Origin of the sequence: Curtobacterium sp. PhB142 (genome assembly GCF_004341255.1) — a bacterium.
Lineage (GTDB): Bacteria > Actinomycetota > Actinomycetes > Actinomycetales > Microbacteriaceae > Curtobacterium.
The window spans coordinates 126175-143329 of record NZ_SLUT01000002.1 but is presented as its reverse complement, the minus strand read 5'-3'; the positions used below and the strand labels follow the sequence as shown (position 1 = coordinate 143329).

The 17155-nt window shown below is 71.9% G+C and carries 15 protein-coding genes and 1 pseudogene; 7 read left to right on the top strand and 9 right to left on the bottom strand.

Annotated elements, in window-relative coordinates; genetic code table 11:
• Positions 1-31 precede the first annotated feature (31 nt).
• Complete coding sequence (locus tag EDF31_RS04075) at positions 32-739, top strand: hemolysin III family protein (RefSeq protein ID WP_123294746.1); 708 nt, start codon at positions 32-34, stop codon at positions 737-739.
• A gap of 124 nt (positions 740-863) precedes the next feature.
• Here the strand turns inward: EDF31_RS04075 and EDF31_RS04070 are convergent, their stop codons facing one another.
• Positions 864-1169, bottom strand: a complete 306-nt coding sequence (locus tag EDF31_RS04070; protein ID WP_111084812.1) for a hypothetical protein — start codon at positions 1167-1169, stop codon at positions 864-866.
• Entirely contained in the window at positions 1166-2056 is an 891-nt protein-coding gene (mca, locus tag EDF31_RS04065) for a mycothiol conjugate amidase Mca (RefSeq protein ID WP_123294744.1), read from the bottom strand. Before mca ends, EDF31_RS04070 begins: the two co-directional genes overlap by 4 nt.
• Positions 2057-2108: 52 nt before the next feature.
• On the opposite strand from mca, the gene EDF31_RS04060 reads away from it, so the two are divergent.
• A complete protein-coding gene (locus EDF31_RS04060) occupies positions 2109-2600 on the top strand; it encodes a DUF4307 domain-containing protein (RefSeq protein ID WP_131845292.1) in 492 nt (163 codons plus the stop codon).
• 71 nt (positions 2601-2671) lie between these two features.
• Complete coding sequence (gene greA, locus EDF31_RS04055; protein WP_111084815.1) at positions 2672-3160, top strand: transcription elongation factor GreA; 489 nt, start codon at positions 2672-2674, stop codon at positions 3158-3160.
• A 146-nt stretch (positions 3161-3306) separates the two neighbouring features.
• Here the strand turns inward: greA and ilvA are convergent, their stop codons facing one another.
• Both ilvA and EDF31_RS04045 read right to left on the bottom strand, forming a co-directional pair.
• Positions 3307-4566: a threonine ammonia-lyase gene (gene ilvA / locus EDF31_RS04050; RefSeq protein ID WP_131845291.1), complete on the bottom strand. Its 1260-nt coding sequence runs from the start codon at positions 4564-4566 to the stop codon at positions 3307-3309.
• A gap of 62 nt (positions 4567-4628) precedes the next feature.
• Positions 4629-5879, bottom strand: a complete 1251-nt coding sequence (locus tag EDF31_RS04045) for an AI-2E family transporter (protein ID WP_131845290.1) — start codon at positions 5877-5879, stop codon at positions 4629-4631.
• Positions 5880-5971: 92 nt separating this feature from the next.
• On the opposite strand from EDF31_RS04045, the gene EDF31_RS04040 reads away from it, so the two are divergent.
• Positions 5972-7243, top strand: a complete 1272-nt coding sequence (locus tag EDF31_RS04040; RefSeq protein WP_131845289.1) for a crosslink repair DNA glycosylase YcaQ family protein — start codon at positions 5972-5974, stop codon at positions 7241-7243.
• A 6-nt stretch (positions 7244-7249) separates the two neighbouring features.
• On the opposite strand, the gene EDF31_RS04035 is transcribed toward EDF31_RS04040, so the two are convergent.
• Together EDF31_RS04035 and EDF31_RS04030 are read right to left on the bottom strand one after the other, a co-directional pair.
• The gene (locus EDF31_RS04035; RefSeq protein WP_131845288.1) at positions 7250-8152 is read right to left on the bottom strand and encodes a M48 family metallopeptidase; all 903 of its coding nucleotides are present in this window, start codon (positions 8150-8152) and stop codon (positions 7250-7252) included.
• A gap of 19 nt (positions 8153-8171) precedes the next feature.
• A complete protein-coding gene (locus EDF31_RS04030; RefSeq protein ID WP_131845287.1) occupies positions 8172-8753 on the bottom strand; it encodes a LemA family protein in 582 nt (193 codons plus the stop codon).
• Between the two features lie 228 nt (positions 8754-8981).
• Between EDF31_RS04030 and EDF31_RS04025 the strand changes: the two genes are divergently transcribed.
• The 3 genes and pseudogenes from EDF31_RS04025 (at position 8982) to EDF31_RS20285 (ending at position 13206) form a co-directional block, all read left to right on the top strand.
• On the top strand, positions 8982-11381 hold the full coding sequence (locus EDF31_RS04025; protein ID WP_131845286.1) for an Ig-like domain-containing protein: 2400 nt from the start codon (positions 8982-8984) through the stop codon (positions 11379-11381).
• Positions 11382-11470: 89 nt separating this feature from the next.
• Positions 11471-12594: pseudogene (locus EDF31_RS04020) on the top strand (AMP-binding protein); the annotation flags it as partial.
• A 258-nt stretch (positions 12595-12852) separates the two neighbouring features.
• Positions 12853-13206 carry a hypothetical protein gene (locus EDF31_RS20285; RefSeq protein ID WP_243649894.1) on the top strand — a complete coding sequence of 118 codons (354 nt, stop codon included), beginning with the start codon at positions 12853-12855 and terminating at the stop codon, positions 13204-13206.
• Between the two features lie 212 nt (positions 13207-13418).
• On the opposite strand, the gene EDF31_RS04015 is transcribed toward EDF31_RS20285, so the two are convergent.
• From EDF31_RS04015 to EDF31_RS04005, 3 genes are all read right to left on the bottom strand, one after another.
• Positions 13419-14744, bottom strand: coding sequence for a threonine/serine exporter family protein (locus EDF31_RS04015; RefSeq protein ID WP_123294738.1), 1326 nt, complete (start codon positions 14742-14744; stop codon positions 13419-13421).
• A gap of 10 nt (positions 14745-14754) precedes the next feature.
• Entirely contained in the window at positions 14755-15414 is a 660-nt protein-coding gene (locus EDF31_RS04010; protein ID WP_131845285.1) for a class F sortase, read from the bottom strand.
• 112 nt (positions 15415-15526) lie between these two features.
• Positions 15527-17035, bottom strand: a complete 1509-nt coding sequence (locus EDF31_RS04005; RefSeq protein WP_131845284.1) for a hypothetical protein — start codon at positions 17033-17035, stop codon at positions 15527-15529.
• Positions 17036-17155 lie beyond the last annotated feature (120 nt).

Sequence of the window (17155 nt, the reverse complement as noted above, 5' to 3'; positions counted from 1 at the left end):
TCCGTTCGGGCACGGGGCTTACAGTCGGCACATGCAGGACGAGCACGAGACCGCCACCCTCCCCCACGTCCCGTTCACCGAAGAGGCCGCGACGACCACGGAGGACACCCGCCCCGCCTGGCGCGGGTGGATCCACCTCGGTGCGTTCCCGTTCGCCATCGCGATGGGCATCGTCCTCATCGCCCTGGCCGACAGCACCGCGGCGAAGGTCGGCAGCGCGGTCTTCATGGCCACGTCACTGGCCATGTTCGGGGTCTCCGCGACGTACCACCGGTTCCCGTGGGGGCCGACCGTCAAGGCGGTGCTCAAGCGCATCGACCACACGAACATCCTGCTGCTCATCGCCGGCACCTACACGCCGATCGCGATCTGCGCCCTGCCGCACACCCTGATGGTGGTCGTGCTCTGGGTGATGTGGTCCGGCGCCGCCCTCGGCATCGCCTTCCGGGTGCTGTGGATCAACGCGCCCCGGTGGCTGTACGTGCCGATCTACCTGGTGCTCGGCTGCGCGGCGCTCGGGCTGCTGCCGCAGTTCTTCGCGGCGAGCGTCCCGATGACCGTGCTCATCCTGTCCGGCGGTGTCGCGTACATCATCGGCGCGCTGGTCTACGGCTTCAAGCGGCCGAACCCGGTGCCCACCCAGTTCGGCTTCCACGAGGTGTTCCACGCCCTGACGGTCGTGGCCTTCGGCGCGCAGTGGGTCGGCGTGCTCATCGTCGCCCTGGACCCGGTGCGCTGACGGTCGCACGTTCCTTCCCAGAACGCGCGCGATGCCTGGTCGTTCCGGGCGTACTCACCCGAAACTTTCGACCAAGTATGCCCGATCCGCCCAGGTACGCCCGGTTCCGTCAGGCGCTAGCGCGTCAACCGCGCTCGGTGTCGTCCCCGACGTCGGCTCGGCCGTCCTCGGCCGCACGCCGCTCCGACTCGTCCGTCGCCGGACCGTCGACCGCGGTGCCGTTCGCTTCCGCCTCGAGACGCTCGCGGATCTCCGACCGGTAGCGCGTCCGTCGGATGCGCCGGGTCATGTCCACCACCAGCACGATCGTCGCGACGGCCACGAGCGCGATGGCGATGAACCCGACGACACCGGGGGTGACGTTCACGTCCGGCACGACGCTGGGGCTGGGACTGGGGGTGGCGGCGAGTGCCGCCGCGATGGAGCTCACGGGGTCGGTTCCTTGTCGGCAGGGATCCCGGCGAACAGATCGGTCTCCGGGAGCTCGGTCGGCACGCGGGCCTCCACGAGCTGGTAGTCCTCGGTCGGCCACACCGTGGCCAGGAGGTCGTTCGGCCAGTAGAAGAACGCACTGTCCGGCGCCACCTGGCTGGCGTGGGCACGGAGCGCGGCGTCGCGCTGGTCGAAGTACTCGTGCACGTCGACGTGCGTGGTGGCGAGGTCGGGCCGGTCGGCGAACCGCTCCACCCACTCGCGCAGCTGCTCGATCGCGGGGCTGTCCGGGTCGCGGTCCTGCAGTGCCTCGAAGATCGTCCGGAAGCGGCGCGGGTTCATCGTGCGCTCGTAGTAGAGCTTCGCGATCGACCACGGTTCGCCGGCCGCGGGGTACGCAGCGGGGTCGGCCGCAGCTGCCCAGGCGGCGACGGACACCTCGTGCGTGCGGATGTGGTCGGGGTGCGGGTAGCCGCCGTTCTCGTCGTAGGTGACGAGCACGTGCGGGCGGAACCGGCGGATCACCCGGACGAGCGCCTCGGTGCTGTACTCGAGCGGCACGGTCGAGAACGTGCCGGGTCTGACGGTCTCGCCCTTCTCGGCGTCGGGCAGTCCGGAGTCGTGGTAGCCGAGCCACAGGTGGTCGATGCCGAGGGCTGCCTGCGCGGCGGCCATCTCACCACGGCGGTACCCGGCCATGTCGCGGTGCGCACGGCTCGTCGCGGGCTCGCCGAGCTGGTCGTTGAGGATGTCGCCGGCCTCACCCCCGGTGCAGGAGACGACCAGCACCTCGTGCCCCTCGGCCACGTACTTCGCCGCGGTCGCCGCCCCCTTGCTCGACTCGTCGTCGGGGTGGGCGTGGACGGCCAGCAAGCGGTACGGCACGGGACTTCCTCACGTGGGGTGAGCGGGGGACGAGCACGGTGGGCGGACCCGGGTGGTCCGTGTGGGACGCGGGCAGCACACAGCGACGCGTGAACTACCCTGGGATCAGGATAATCACCCCGGGAGCCCCGAACTGTCCGAACAGCACCACACCGCCACCCTCGACGACCGCTACGGCCGCACCCCGGCCCAAGCGCGCCGCAGCAAGGCCGTCGCGATCACCGCCGCCATCGCCGTGGTCGTGGTCTTCGCCGCCTGGGTGATCTGGGCGGGTCTCGACCAGTCCGACCGCGGCCTCACCGACGACGTCGTGGGGTACGAGGTCCTCTCCCAGCACAGCACGGTCGTGCACTCGCAGGTCTCCGTCGACCCGGGTGTCCGGGCGAAGTGCGCCGTCCAGGTCCTCGACAAGAGCTACTCGATCGTGGGCTGGAAGGAGATCACCCTCGCCCCGTCCGAGCAGCGCACCCGCAGTGTCAGCACCGAGGTGACGACCACGACCCGTGGCGTCACCGGCTTGATCCACGACTGCTGGATTCCCTAGACTGTCCTGATTCGCCTCTCGAGACCGACCACTCGGCCGGTCTCGTTTTTTCATGGTCGAAGGGACAGAAGATGAGCAACGACACGCAGGTCACCTGGCTGACCCAGGAGGCGCACGACCGTCTCCAGGCGGAGCTCGACGAGCTGAGCGGCGAGGGCCGTGCCGAGATCGCGCGCCGCATCGAGGCCGCTCGCGAAGAGGGCGACCTCAAGGAGAACGGCGGCTACCACGCCGCCAAGGACGAGCAGGGCAAGATCGAGGCGCGCATCCGCGTCCTCACGAACCTCCTCAAGCACGCGACCGTCAGCGAAGCGGTCTTCGACGGCACGGTCGAGCCCGGCACCGTCGTCACCGCGGTCATCGCAGGCGACGAGTCGACGTTCCTGGTCGGCAGCCGCGAGATCGTCGCCGAGGGCTCCGACCTGACGGTCTACAGCCCGGTCAGCCCCGTCGGCGCGGCGATCGTCGGCCTCAAGGCCGGCGACAAGGCCACCTACACGGCGCCGAACGGCAAGGAGATCGCGGTCGAGGTCGTCAAGATCGAGCGCTACGAGCCGTAGGCAGCACCACAGACGGACAGGAGGCCCGGGGCGACACCGCCACGGGCCTCCCGTCCGTCCGATGGTCGCGTCCACGGCCCCGCCCGCCGGGGCGCACCACGGATCCGACAGGACACGCGTCGAACGACCCGTGGATCGTCGCAGGGCTAGTGCTCGAGGAGCTCCGGGCGGAAGCCGACCTCGTGCAGGCGCTGGATGACCTCCTGCGCGTGCTCGGGGCCACGCGCCTCGATCGACAGGTCGAGGGCCACCTCGTTGATGACCAGGCCCTGTCCGTGGCGGGTGTGCAGGACCTCGACCACGTTCGCGCCGGCGTCCGAGATCACCTGGGCCACCCGGGCGAGCTGGCCGGGACGGTCCGGCAGCATGATACGGATGCCGATGTAGCGCGACGCGGCGACGAGACCCCGGGTGATCACGCGCTCCATCATGAGCGGGTCGATGTTGCCGCCGCTCAGCAGCACGACGGTGCGCCCGGTGTCGCGGACCGCGCCGGACATGATCGCGGCGACACCGACGGCTCCGGCGGCCTCGACCACGAGCTTCGCACGCTCGAGCAGCACGAGCAGGGCGCGGGCAGTGTCGTCGTCGGAGACCGTGACGATGTCGTCGACCAGGTCGCGGATGATCGGGAAGTTCAGGTCGCCGGGGCGGGCGACCGCGATGCCGTCGGCGATCGTCGGTGTCGTCGTGATGGTGACGGGCTCGCCGGCGCGGATCGACGACGGGTAGGCAGCGGCGTTCTCGGCCTGCACCCCGATGACCTTGATCGGTCGTCCGAGCCGCTCGGCCATGCCCTTGACCGCGAGGGCGATGCCGGAGATGACCCCGCCGCCGCCGATCGGCACGACGACGGTGTCCACGTCGGGCACCTGGTCGATGATCTCGAGGCCGAGCGTTCCCTGGCCGGCGATGACGGCGGGGTGGTCGAACGGCGGGATGAAGACCGCGCCGGTGTGCGCGGCGAAGTCCTTGGCGGCGCTCAGGGCTTCCTCCACCGAGTGGCCGCGCAGGACGACCTCGGCGCCGTAGTGGCGGGTGGCCTGCAGCTTCGGCAGCGCGACGCCGACCGGGGTGAAGATCGTCGCCGGGATGCCGAGCTCGCGGGCGGCGAGGGCGACGCCCTGGGCGTGGTTGCCGGCGCTGGCCGCGACGACGCCCTTGGCGCGCTGTTCCTCGGACAGGGTCGACAGGCGGTTGTAGGCGCCGCGGACCTTGTACGCGCCGGTGCGCTGCAGGTTCTCGCACTTCAGGTGCACGGGCGACCCGAGCAGCTCAGCCAGGAACTGCGAGGTCTCCATCGGGGTGACGCGCGCGACGCCCGAGATGGTCTCCCGCGCCGTCTCGATGTCCGCGAGGGTGGGGATCGCGGCGAGCGTGTGCTGGGAGGCGCTGGTGTCGGTCACTCCCCCATCATCGTCGTTCCGGGCGTCCGCGGCGAACCCGTGACACGAGGGATCGTTCAGCGTCAGCCTGCCGTCCCCTTGACCGCGGTCGGCTGCTCGTCGGTGCCCGGCTTCGGGACGTCGCCACGCCGCTTGCGCAGCTTGAGGATCTTGCGCCGGCGCTTGGTACGGACGTTCTCGTCGTGCGCCTCCTGCTTGGCTTCGAGCACGTGGTCGGAGTCCATCGTCTTCCAGCGTCCGCTCGAGATGGTCGTGACCATGGAGTTGACGGTGGCGATGAGCGGGACGGCGAAGAACGCGCCCGCGATGCCCGCGAGACCCGACGCCGCGGTGACCCCGAGGACGACGGCGAGCGGGTGCACCTTGACGGCGCTGCCCATGACGAGCGGCTGCAGGATGTGTCCCTCGACCTGCTGCACGACCAGGATCACACCGAGCATGATCACCGCCGCCACCGGTCCGTTGAAGACCAGGGCGACGAACACCGCCAGGAACCCGGTGACGATCGCGCCGACGACCGGGATGAACGACCCGAGGAACACGAAGACCGCGATCGGCACGACGAGCGGCAGCTGCAGGAAGAACGCACCGAGGCCGATGCCGACGGCGTCGACGAACGCGACGAAGATCTGCACCCGGATGAAGCTCGTCAACGTCGTCCAGCCGGCGACGCCAGCGCCGTCGATCGCGCTGCGGGCGTTCTTCGGGAAGAGCCGGACCGTCCAGCGCCAGACGTTCTTGCCGTCGATGAGCAGGAAGATCACCGTGAAGATGACGATGAACAGGCCGGTGAGGATGTGCGTCAGCGACGACCCCGCACTGGCCACTCCGGACAGGATCGAGCCGGAGTTGCTCTGCAGCCAGTCGGTCGCCTGGTTGAGGTAGGAGTTCAGGTCCTTCTGGCTGATCCCGAGCCCGGAGCTGAGCACGAAGTCGCGGATGTTGTCGTACTGCGACAGGGTTCGGTCGCGGAGCGACGGGTAGGCGGCGGCGATCTGGTCGACGACGAGCCAGATGAGCGCCCCGACGGCGGCGAGCCCACCGACCAGGCTGACGATGACGGCGAGCCACTTCGGCACGTGGTGGCGCTGCATCCAGTTCGACAGCGGGACCAGGAGCGCGGCGACGACGATGCCGATGAGGAACGGGATGAGGATCTCGCTGAACAGCGTGACCAGGTAGATGACCACCGCGACGACGCCGACCACGACGAGGATCCGCCACGACCACGCACCGGCGATCCGCATGCCGGGCGGCACCGCGTCATCGACGACGACGGGATCCGCGTGCGGTGTCTTTTTTCCCCAGGCCATGGGCCGATCCTAGCGATCCACACGTCCTCACGTTCCAGATACGGCATACGTTCCGACGCCGCGCTGTCGGCGGGGTTCGGTAGCGTCGGCGCATGGTCAGGTCCTCGCTCTCCGCCGCCGAAGCCCGCCGCGTCGCACTCGCCGCGCAGGGGTTCGGTCGACCACCGGCGACGGCGGTCTCGACGCGTGCGGTGAACGCTGCGTTCGCCCGACTCGGGCTGCTGCAGATCGACTCGGTGAACGTGTTCGAGCGCAGCCACTACCTGCCGCTCTTCGCACGGTTGGGGGCGTACGACCGGTCCACGCTCGACCGACTGACCCTCGGCCGGTCCGGGCCCTACACCGAGTACTGGGCGCACGAGGCAGCCCTCATTCCGCGCGACGACCTGCGGCTGTTCCGCTGGCGGATGGACGCTCTTCGGGAGCGCGACGCCGGTCCGACCCGGATCGACGGCGTCACCCGCACCGCCGGGGTCCGACGCGAGCTGCACGCGCTCCTGCGTGCCGAGGGGCCGATGCGGGCCAGTGCGGTCGAGCACGAGTCGAACGTCCGCCGTGGTCCGTGGTGGGGCTGGAGCGACGTGAAACTCGGGCTCGAGCAGATGTTCCGCTGGGGCGAGGCCGTGAGCGCCGGACGGTCGGGCTTCGAGCGCGTGTACGCCCTGCCCGAGCAGGTCCTGCCGGCCGGGTTCCTCGAGACGGCCCCGCCGCGCGCTGCAGCCGTGCTCGAACTCGTCCGGCACGCCACCCGCGCCCTCGGCGTCGGCACCCGAGCGGACATCGCCGACTACTACCGACTGCGGTCGGACGACACCGCCGCCGCCATCGCGGAGCTCACCGCCGCCGGCGAGCTCCTGCCCGTGCGGGTCGAGGGCTGGGGTGAGCGGGCCTGGCTCCACCCCGATGCCCGGGTGCCCCGGCAACTGACCGCCGACGCGGTGCTCAGCCCGTTCGACCCGGTCGTGTGGTTCCGCCGACGGGCGGAGCGGATGTACGGGTTCCACTACCGGATCGAGATCTACACACCGGCGCCGAAGCGGGTGTTCGGGTACTACGTGCTGCCCGTGCTGCAGGACGACCGCCTCGTCGGCCGGGTCGACCTGAAGAGCGACCGGCAGCGTGGCGTGCTGCGGGTCCGGACCGCGTGGCAGGAGCCCGGCGAGCACCTCGATGCCGAGCGGCTGGCCGAGACCCTCCGACGCACCGCCGCGTGGCAGGGACTCGACGAGGTCGAGGTCACCGATCGGGGCACGGCTGCGACCGCGGTCGCCGGGGCGCTCGGCGTCCCGCTGGTCCCGCACGAAGCCGTCGACGACGCCGATGCCCCCGAACCCACGGAGCAGCTCGACGCCGTCGAGGCCTGACCGGCGTCAGAAGCGGTCGGCGTTCGCCCGCAACCGTGCGATGCGGTCCGGCAGCGGCGGGTGCGTCGAGAACAGCCGGTCCATCACACCGGGGCGCATCGGGTCGGCGATCCACAGGTGCGCCATCGACGAGTTCTGCGTCTGCATCGGACGGCCGTACGCGCCGAGCTTCTCGAGCGCCCGGGCGAGGCCCTCAGGGTGACGGGTCGTCATCGCACCGGTGGCGTCGGCGAGGTACTCGCGCTGCCGGGACACCGCGGCCTGCACGCCCGCCGCGGCGATCGGTGCCACGACGACGGCCACGATGCCGGCGATGAGCAGCACCGGGTTCGCGCCACCGCCGTTGTCCGAGTTGCGGTTCCGGCCGCCGGACAGGCCGCTGAAGATCGAGATGCGCAGGAGCACGTCGGCGATCAGGCCGACGGCGACCACCAGCCCGAACACCATCGTCGAGACCCGGATGTCGTAGTTGCGGACGTGCCCGAGTTCGTGGGCCATCACACCCTGGAGCTCCTGGTCGTCCATGATCTGGAGCAGCCCGGTCGTCGCCGCGACCACGGCGTGCTCCGGGTCGCGCCCGGTGGCGAAGGCGTTCGGCGACGGGTCCTGGATGACGTAGACGCTGGGCATCGGCATGCCAGTCGAGATCGCCAGGTTCTCGACCGTCCGCCAGAGCCGTGGTTCGGTGGTGCGGTCGATCTCGATGCCACCGGCGATGGCGGTCGCCTGCCGAGCGGCGAAGAAGTACTGCAGCACCGCGTAGCCCAGGGCGACGGCGAGCACGATGACGCCGATCGACACGTTGCCCGCCAGGTAGCCACCCAGGAACCCGAGTGCGCCGATGACCAGCAGGAAGACCAGGACGATGACGACGGTGTTGCGCTTGTTCCGCGCGATGGCGCTGTACACGGCAGCTGCGAGGCTGGGGTCAGAACTGGACGCGCGGCGGCTCGGCGATGGCTGCCGGCTCGGCGGTCTCGAAGAACGTCGCCTCGGCGAAGCCCCGCCGCTTGGCGAACGTGGAGTTCGGGAAGACCCGGATCTTCGTGTTGAGCTCGCGCACGCCACCGTTGTAGAAGCGCCGGGCGGACTGGATCTTGTCCTCGGTGTCGACGAGCTCGGTCTGCAGCTGCAGGAAGTTCTGGCTCGACTGCAGCTGCGGGTACCCCTCGGCGACCGCGAACACGCTCTTCAGCGCCTTCTGCATGTGCCCCTCGGCGGCGGAGGCCGTTCCGGCGTCACCGGCCGTCAGGGTCTCGGAGCGCGCCTTGGTGACGTCGTCGAAGACGGCCTTCTCGTGGGTGGCGTACCCCTTGACCGAGTCGACGATGGTCGGGATCAGGTCGGCGCGCCGCTTGAGCTGCACCGAGATGTCACTCCAGGCCTCGTCCACACGCACCTTGAGCGTGACGAGCGAGTTGTACGTCACCCAGAGGTAGATCCCGATGATGACCAGGATCACCACCACCACTCCGACGACGATCAGCGTCGTGACGAGTCCGGTGTCCATGCGTGGGTGCTCCTTCTCGCGTTCGGATCCGCGGTGCTGCGTGGCCTGAACGGCCGTCGTGAAGTCTACCGACGCGTCCGCGGTGCTCACGTCGACCGCCAGGGTTCACGGGCGATTCCCGAGTCACGCACACCGGGCGTTCGGGCTGCGGGGCCAACACGACCGGATGCGGGACATCATCCGCGAGGTGTATTGACCCAGCGGCCCACATCACGTGGGATGGAGCCGGTGAGCACGCGAGGGGACAACGTGGACGACCGGGCCGTCGGGGGCGACGGCCCTCGTCGTCGTGCCCGGTTCGTCGCGCTCGCCTCGGCCACCGCCGTTCTCGCCGCGGCGCTCCTGGCGGTGGCAGCAGCCCCCGCGTTCGCCGGCGCAGCGGCCCACGATCGAGCGACCACCGAACCCGTCCGCGCCGCGAGCACCGCGACCCCTGCCCCGGGCGAACTCGTGGGCCCGCCGAGCAGTGGGCGCCCCGGCACCCCCACGCCCCCGCCCGCGTCCACCGGGCGACCGCCCGTCGCACCGACCATCGCCGACCCGGGGGACGTGACGAGCAGCACCGCCCGGTTCCACGGCACCGGGACCCCGGCGCACGTCGTCCGCGTCGCGGGCCCCGCGTCGACCGGTTCGACCGGGTGCTCGGCCCAGGTGCAGGCGAACGGTTCGTGGTCGTGCCTCGGTACGGTGCGGTCGGGTCCGCAGCAGGTCTTCACGGTGCGGGACGTCACCGCGCCGAGCGAGCCGCCCGCGAGCGCCCCGGCCTCCGACGTCATCGTGCCGCCGACCATCGCGTCCGACCACCCGACCAGCGGCGCGCTCTCCGGCACGGGCTTCCCCGGTTCCACCGTGGTGCTGTCGGTCTCCGGATCGTCGACGCAGCAGACCGCCCCGGTCGGCCCGGACGGTCGGTGGGTGACCTCGCTCGCGCTGCGGCCCGACGCGACCGTCACCGTGACCGCCTCGCAGACCGCCAGCACGGCGCGCGGTTACCGCTCCGACCTGCGCAGTGCGTCTTCGGCCCCGGTGCGGATCACGGTCGACCGCACAGCACCGGCTGCTCCGCGGATCACCGCACCCGATGACGGCGACCGCGTCGGGTCGCGCGCCACGGTCGTCCGCGGCACCGGCGAACCCGGCGCCGACGTGACCGTCTACGTCGACCGCGCACCCGTCTGCCGGGCCGAGGTCGCTGCGAACGGTTCGTGGTCCTGCTCCACCGCGGGGTCGCAGCTGCGGGCCGGCGGACACGACCTCACCGCGACGCAGCACGACGCAGCCGGCAACTACTCGCGGTCGTCCGCTGCCGTGCAGGTCACCGTGTGGTCGACCTCGGGCACCCCGAACGGCACCCCCGGCACCTCCGGAACCGGCGGGGACGCACCGACCAACGGCACCGGCACCGGCACCGGCAACGGCAACGGCAACGGCAACGGCACCGGAGCCGGAACCGGCACCACGACCGCACCGGGTGACGGCCAGACCCCCGGCGACGCGGGGACCCCGGCCGGCACCGGAACCGGGAACGCCGGCGGCACCGGCGACGACGGCCCCGGATCGGCGGCAGCGCCCGGTGACGGCACCGACCCGACCGGCACGAGCACCCCCGGGGCCGCAGGCTCCGGCGGCCACACCGACTGGTCGGGCCCCGCGGGCGACTGGACCGCCGCCACCGCCTACGACCGCACCGTGCCGACGATCCAGGCCGCGTTCTCCTGGCGGACCGTCCTGATCGCCACGGCCGTCGCCGCCGGGTTCCTCCTGCTCATCGCCGCACCCCTCGCGCTCGTCGCCGCCGCTGCCCGCGGGCGCATCCGCTCGCCCTTCGCCGGACTGCTCGGGCGGAACCGCTCGCGCTCGGACCGCTCCGGGTCCGACGACGTGCTGCCGACCTGGGTGTCGATCACGGTCGCGGTGGCCGTCGCCGTCCTGTGCACGCTGCTCGGCGTGGGCGTCTCGCTCGAGGCCCGCTACGTCCGCCTCGCCATCGCCGTGCTGCTCGGCACCGCGGTGCTCACGGCAGCCGTGGTGCTCGTGACCCGGTGGGCGGCCGGGCCCGACCACCGTGCGGTGGGCTTCCGGGTGTCCCCGTGGCTGGTGCTCGCGGCGCTCGTGGCGTGCGGGATCACGCGGGCCGCGGACCTCTCCCCCGCCCTGATCGTCGGGATGGTGCTCGTGCCGTCGGGACGCCCCGACCTGGACACCGCCGCACTGCGCCTCGGCTCCGGGATCGCCGCCGGTGCCCGGAGCGCGACCTGGCGGACGATCGCGCTGCTCGGGCTCGCGACCGCGGGGTGGGTGCTCCACAGCCTGACCGCGGGCGGGGGCTTCTGGTCCGCGTTGACGTCGGAGTTCGCCATCACCCTGTGCGTCGGCGGGGTCGGTGCCGTCGTCGCGACGCTGCTGCCGTTCGCGGGTTCCGCCGGCAGTGCGGTCCTGATGGCCTCGCGTGCACGGTACGTGGCACTGGCGGTCGTCGCGGTCGCGCTCACCGCCGCGGTCTACTCGGGTCCCGCGGGGACCCACGCGTCGCCGGTGCTGCTCGGCGCGGTCGGCGCGGCCTGCGTGGCGGGCGCGATCGGGGCCTGGTTCTGGGCGCGCACCGCGCGACCGGACGCGGCCGCCTGACCCGCACCGGGCCTCCCGTCCGCCGTCCCCGCGCGGCGGATACAGTGACGATCGGTGCGTGACGCGCCGTTCGACCGCCCCAGGGAGCGATGATGACCGAGACCCGATCCGACTACGACCCGACGCGGTTCCGCGAGGTGTTCGAGGGCAGCTACTCGTACGCGAACGGCTTCGCGCGGAACACCCACCGCTTCGCGGACCGGCCCGCGCTGCGCGACCCGGACACGGGTCGGTCGTGGACCTACGCGGAACTCGGGGACGTCGTCGACCACATCGGCGGGTGGCTCGTCCGGCACGGTGCCGGTCGCGGTTCGGTCGTGATGGTCGAGCTGTTCAACTCACCCGAGTTCGCGATGCTCTACCTGGCGTGCCACCGCATCGGCGCGGTGTTCTCGCCGACGAACTTCCGGCTCGCCCCCGACGAGGTCGCCTTCATCATCGAGGACTCCGCGCCCGTGGTGCTGGTGCACGACGCGGTACGCGGCGACGACATCGCCCGAGCGCTCGAGACCGCGCCGCACCGTCCGGACCACATCGTCGTCGTCGGTGGCGACGACCACGCAGCGCACCACGACGACCATGCCGCGCACGCCACACACGACGACGACCACGCCGCACACGACGCGCGCGTCGCGTTCACCGCCCTCCTCGCCGCCGACCCCGTCACGCCCGCCGAACTCGCCGCGACCGAGCCCCGCAGCACCTACGACGAGACCACCCGGCTCTACACCTCCGGCACCACCGGGCGACCGAAGCCGGTGCCCCTGCCGAGCCTGGTCGAGGTGCTCAGCGCCCACGACGTCGTCATGCACTTCCCGCTCGGCCCCTTCGACAAGACGCTCAACATGTCGCCGCTGTTCCACCGTGGCGGCCTGTACTCGGGCGGCCCGAACCCGGTGTTCTACGTCGGCGCCGAGCTCACCACCCTGCGGCACTTCACGCCGAGCGGGTGCTCGACCTGGTCGAGTCCGAGCGGCTGACGTTCCTGATCGGTGCGCCGCCGAACCTGGTGCAGCTCGCGAACGCGCAAGAGGCCCGGCCCCGCGACCTGTCGTCCCTGCACGGCATCGTCACGATGGGTGCCCCGCTCGACCGCGCCGCCGCACTCCGCTACCAGGAGCTCCTGTCCCCGCGGATCTTCAACGGCTACGGGACGACCGAGACCTTCTGGAACACGTTCCTGCGTCCTGAGGACTTCCCCGACGGTGCCGGCTCCACCGGACGAGCATCGACGGACGACGACGTCGCCGTGGTGCGCGTGTACGAGGACCGCCTGGCCGACCCGAGCGACACCGTGCCGAAGGACGGCTCCGAGATCGGCGAGTTCGCGGTCCGGACCGTGAAGTCCGGCTACTCGTACCGCAACCCGGGGCTCGAGGCGGAGAAGTTCGCGAACGGCTGGTTCTACCCCGGCGACCTCGCCACGTGGGACGAGCACGAACGGGTGACGATCGTCGGCCGCAAGGACGACATGATCATCTCCGGCGGCGAGAACGTCCACCCCGTCCAGGTCGAGGCCGCACTGCAGGAGCACCCGGGCGTCGCCGACTCGATCGTCGTCGGGATCCCGGACGAGCGTTGGGGCGAGGTCGTCACGGCGTACGTGGTCCGTGCAGCGGGACGGCTACCGGACGACGACGTCGCGGCCGCCGCCGAGCTCGAGGAGTGGACGGGCTCGCACCCCGGGCTCGCCCGCTACAAGCGGCCGCGGCGGTACCGCTTCGTCGACGAGCTGCCCTACAACGCGACGGGCAAGAAGGTGCACTACCTCGCCAAGGCGACGGCAGCGGAGGACCAGGCGGCGGGCCGACTGCTCGAGCCGTAGCGCGCTCTGCACGTGCGTGGCGCCGGACGGGAGGCCCGTGGCGGCCCCGCCCCGCGCCTCCCGTCCGTCAGCCGGTCGCGTCCACGGCCGTGCCTGCGTGCGTTCCTTCCCATGCCGCGTGCGGTGCTCCGCAGGATCGGGCGTACCTGGTCGAAACTTCCGACCAGGTACGCCCGATCCCGCCAGGAACGCCCACGTACCCCCGGGCGGCGCTACGTGTGGCTCGGCGCGTTCCGGGCGAACAGACCCGGCAGCAACCCACCGATCTTCGTCCCGATGCACAGGCTGACGAAGGTCGCCAGAGGTGTCGCGAGGGACTCGGGGTCGAACGTGGCCACCGCCACCAGCCCGACGGTCCCGGGGACGAGCAGCAGGAACGCCGGGAAGAACGACACCGTCGCCGGGATCGCCGGCACGAGCCGCTCGAGCAACCGCGTCGCGACGAACAACAGGGCCGCCGTCGCCCCGGTCGCGACGACGCTCCCCCACACCGGCGTCGTCCCGCTCACCAGGGCGTAGGCGGTGACCATGACGGCCACCGACACGAGCGTCAGCCGCCAGCCCGACCGGAACACCAGGCCGAGGCCGACCGCCAGGACCACCACGGCGACCCACGACACCCAGTAGGACGGCACGGACTCCCACCCGGCCAGGTCCGTGCCGACGCCGGCGACCTCGCCGACGAGCGCCGCCGAGGACGGGTCGACGTGCAGCCCGGTCAGCGCACTGCCCGAGGCGATGCCGGCCGCCATGAAGCCGAGCATGATGAGCCCCTGGACCAGCCGCGAGGACCCGGTCACGATGTCCGCGGCGGTCAGTTCGAGCAGGGCGTTGGTGATGAGGGCACCGGGGACGAACACCGCCACCGGAGCGCACACGGCGAACAGCGGGACCTGCTCGAACCCGGCACCCGCGGCGACGAGTCCGACGATGGCCGTCGACACGAAGGCCGCCAGGAACGGGATGATCGCGACGGCCTCGCGGAAGCGCCGGAGCAGCAGTCCGATGACCCCGACGAGCGCACCGACCAGGAGCGCGAGCAGGATCGCCCACCACGGGCACCGGAACACGACGGCGAGCCCGGCGGAGGTCAGTGCGTTGCCGAGGATCCACGGCAACGCGGGCGGCGGCACGGTGCCGGCACGGATGGCCCGGACCCGCGCGGGGATCTCGGCGAGGGCGATGGAGCCGCTCTCCAACCCGAGCACGACCCGGTTCGCCCGTGCGGCCTGTCGCGACGACAGCTCGACGCCCTCGGCGTTCACGATCGTCGCCGCACCGGTCGAGACCTCGCTCACCATCACGAGCGCCGGCAGCACCCCGATCGCCAGGGTCGGACCGACCCCGGCGGCGTCGCGGGCCTTCTCGAGCGCCGAGCGGACGTCGGTGACGGAGCTGCCCGCGTCGAGCAGCAGCGCACCGAGTGTGCCGAGGAGCATGCCGACGGGGACGGTCTCGCCGTCGACGACCTCGACGTGGGCCTCGGGCCGACGGAGGGCGTTCTGCAGGTTCGCGAGTGCGCTTCCGAGTCCGACCACGCAGGCGATGTTAGCGATCGAGCGTGGCCTCGATGACCACGTTGTCGACCGAGGCGGAACCGTCCGGCCGCTGCAGGCACGTGATGAGCAGGAGCCGGCCGGGCTCGTCCGCCCACACGTCGGCATCGGCGGCCACGGTCGCCTTCGTGATCCGCTCGGAACCGGTCACCGTCCACCGCGCGTCGCCGACCCGGACGCTGCTGCCGACCACGACCTCGGAGCGTTGCCCGTCGACGTCGATGAGCAGGTTACCCGGTCCGATCGCACCGTTCCGCAGCGAGTGCATGACGACGAACACGGTGCCGTCCGCGCGGTCCGCCAGCGGGACCCCCAGGTTGCGGACCCGGTAGGCCTCACTGAACCCCGGCGGCGTGATCTGCCCGTCGACGGCGTCCAGTTCGCCGAGCGGCACCTCGAGCCCGACCGACGGCACCACGAGCTGCGCACCGGTGTCGGCGACCGCGTTCGACGCAGACGCCGCCGTCCCCGACTCGCCCGGGTCGAGCGTGACCTGCTTGCCGTCGAGCGACGTGCCGGTGATCGCCGTCGGCGAGGCCGCTCCGGTGGTCGCGGTGACCACACCGACCACGCCGACGACGAGGGACGCCGCGGCGAGCACGGCGGTCGTCCAGAGCAGCGCGGTGCGCGGTCGGGTGCGTGGGGCGGTCATCTTCCGTTCCGGGGTGGTGACGGACGTGTCGGACGGGAGGCGCGCCTCCCGTCCGACACTTGGGTGCCGGGATCCGCGTGGCGGGGTCGACCGCCCCGCGGATCCCGGTGCGTCAGTCCTGCTGGGTGACGCGGCGGCGGTACGCGATGAACGCGACCGAGCCGAGGGCGACGACGCCGAAGGCCGACAGCCCGATCCACGGCAGGGCCGAGGTGCCGGAGACGGTGCCTCCGGTGTTCACGGCTGCGCCGGTGGTGACGGCCGTGGTGGTGTCGATCGGGTCGACGACGACGGTGCCGTCCGCGGTGACCGTGATGGCGAGCGAGACCACGGCGGTGCCGTCCGAGGACTCCACCGCGATGGTGTGCGCTCCGGCCGGGGTTCCCGTGGGGATCACGACCGAGGTCGCGAAGGCCCCGTCGGCGTCCGTGGTCACGGTGCCGAGGACGACGGGGTCGCTGTGCATGACGATTGAGTACTCCGACGCTGCCGGCAGGCCCTCGGCGCGCAGCGGCACCGAGTCGCCGACCGTGAAGGTGGTGGTGCCACCGGTGCTGATCGACGGGGCCGGGGTCGTCGGCGCGGTGGTGGGCTCCGTGGTCGGGCCGGTGGTCGGGCCGGTCGTCGGGCCGTTCGTGGGGTCCGGGGTGCCGGGCTCGCTCGGCTCGGTCGTGGGCTCCGGCGTGCCGGGCTCGCTCGGCTCGGTCGGCTCGGGCGTGGGTGCCTCGGCCGCCGTGTAGGCGATCGAGATCGGCTGCGGCTTCTTGGCCGCGGCGTCGTTCGCGCCGGACGTGTACCAGTACGAGCTCTGACCGGTCTCGTTCTGGAAGTCGACGAAGTCCGCCGGCCACGAACCCCAGTCGGCGTTCGTCTTGTTCAGGCTCGTCGCCGACGCGGGCTCGACGCCCTGCCAGTCCGGGCTCACGGTGATGCCCGAGCTCGTGACGTCGACGTCGGTGAGGGTCGCGAGGTGCACGGTGCGCGGCGTCAGCGGCGCCCAGCTGCCCCCGTCGCGCGAGGCCGCGTAGCCCGAGACCGTCGCCGTGAGCTCACCCGTGCCGTCCGCTGCGACGTGCAGCTCCGGGTCCTCGGCGGACCAGTAGGTCAGGCCGCCGTAGAACGCGACCGTGAAGCCGCCGTCCCACGCGATGTCCGCGGTGCCGGCTGCGGCGTCCACGGTGCCCGTACCCGCGGCGAGCGTCAGGACGCCGGCGGTCGTGGTGCCCGGGCGGACCGTGGTCCCGTCGCCGGTCTGGCACTTCGTGGCGAAGGTCGGGGTCGAGGTGCCGCCCGCGGCCTTCGGGTAGGCGATCGAGACGTTGCCGGCCGACGCGGCGTAGCCGGGCGACGGGTTGGTCGTGGTCCACGGAGCCGAGGAGCCCGAGTTGCCGGCGACCCCGGCGGACAGGAAGTTGCAGCCGCCGAAGTAGGCGCCGGCGTTGGCCTCGTTGCTGAGGCTCCAGGACAGCGACGCGTCGGTGACGTCGGCGGAGGCGGCGTTCGCGGGGGCAGCGCCGAGCGCGGCGGCCGCGGCGATCGTCGCGCCGAGGGCGACGGCGGTCGCGCCGGCGGCCAGACGCCGAGCGCGAGGAGAGGACAGGTACATTCGGGTGGTCTCCAAGTTTGGGTAGCCTTACCTAACTCCCTGAGCATAGGGACAGGAGTTAGGTTAGGCAACCCTAAGTTGGATTGGCCGGACATGTTCGTGCGCGGACCTGGTTCGCGCGCGTCAAAGCGACAG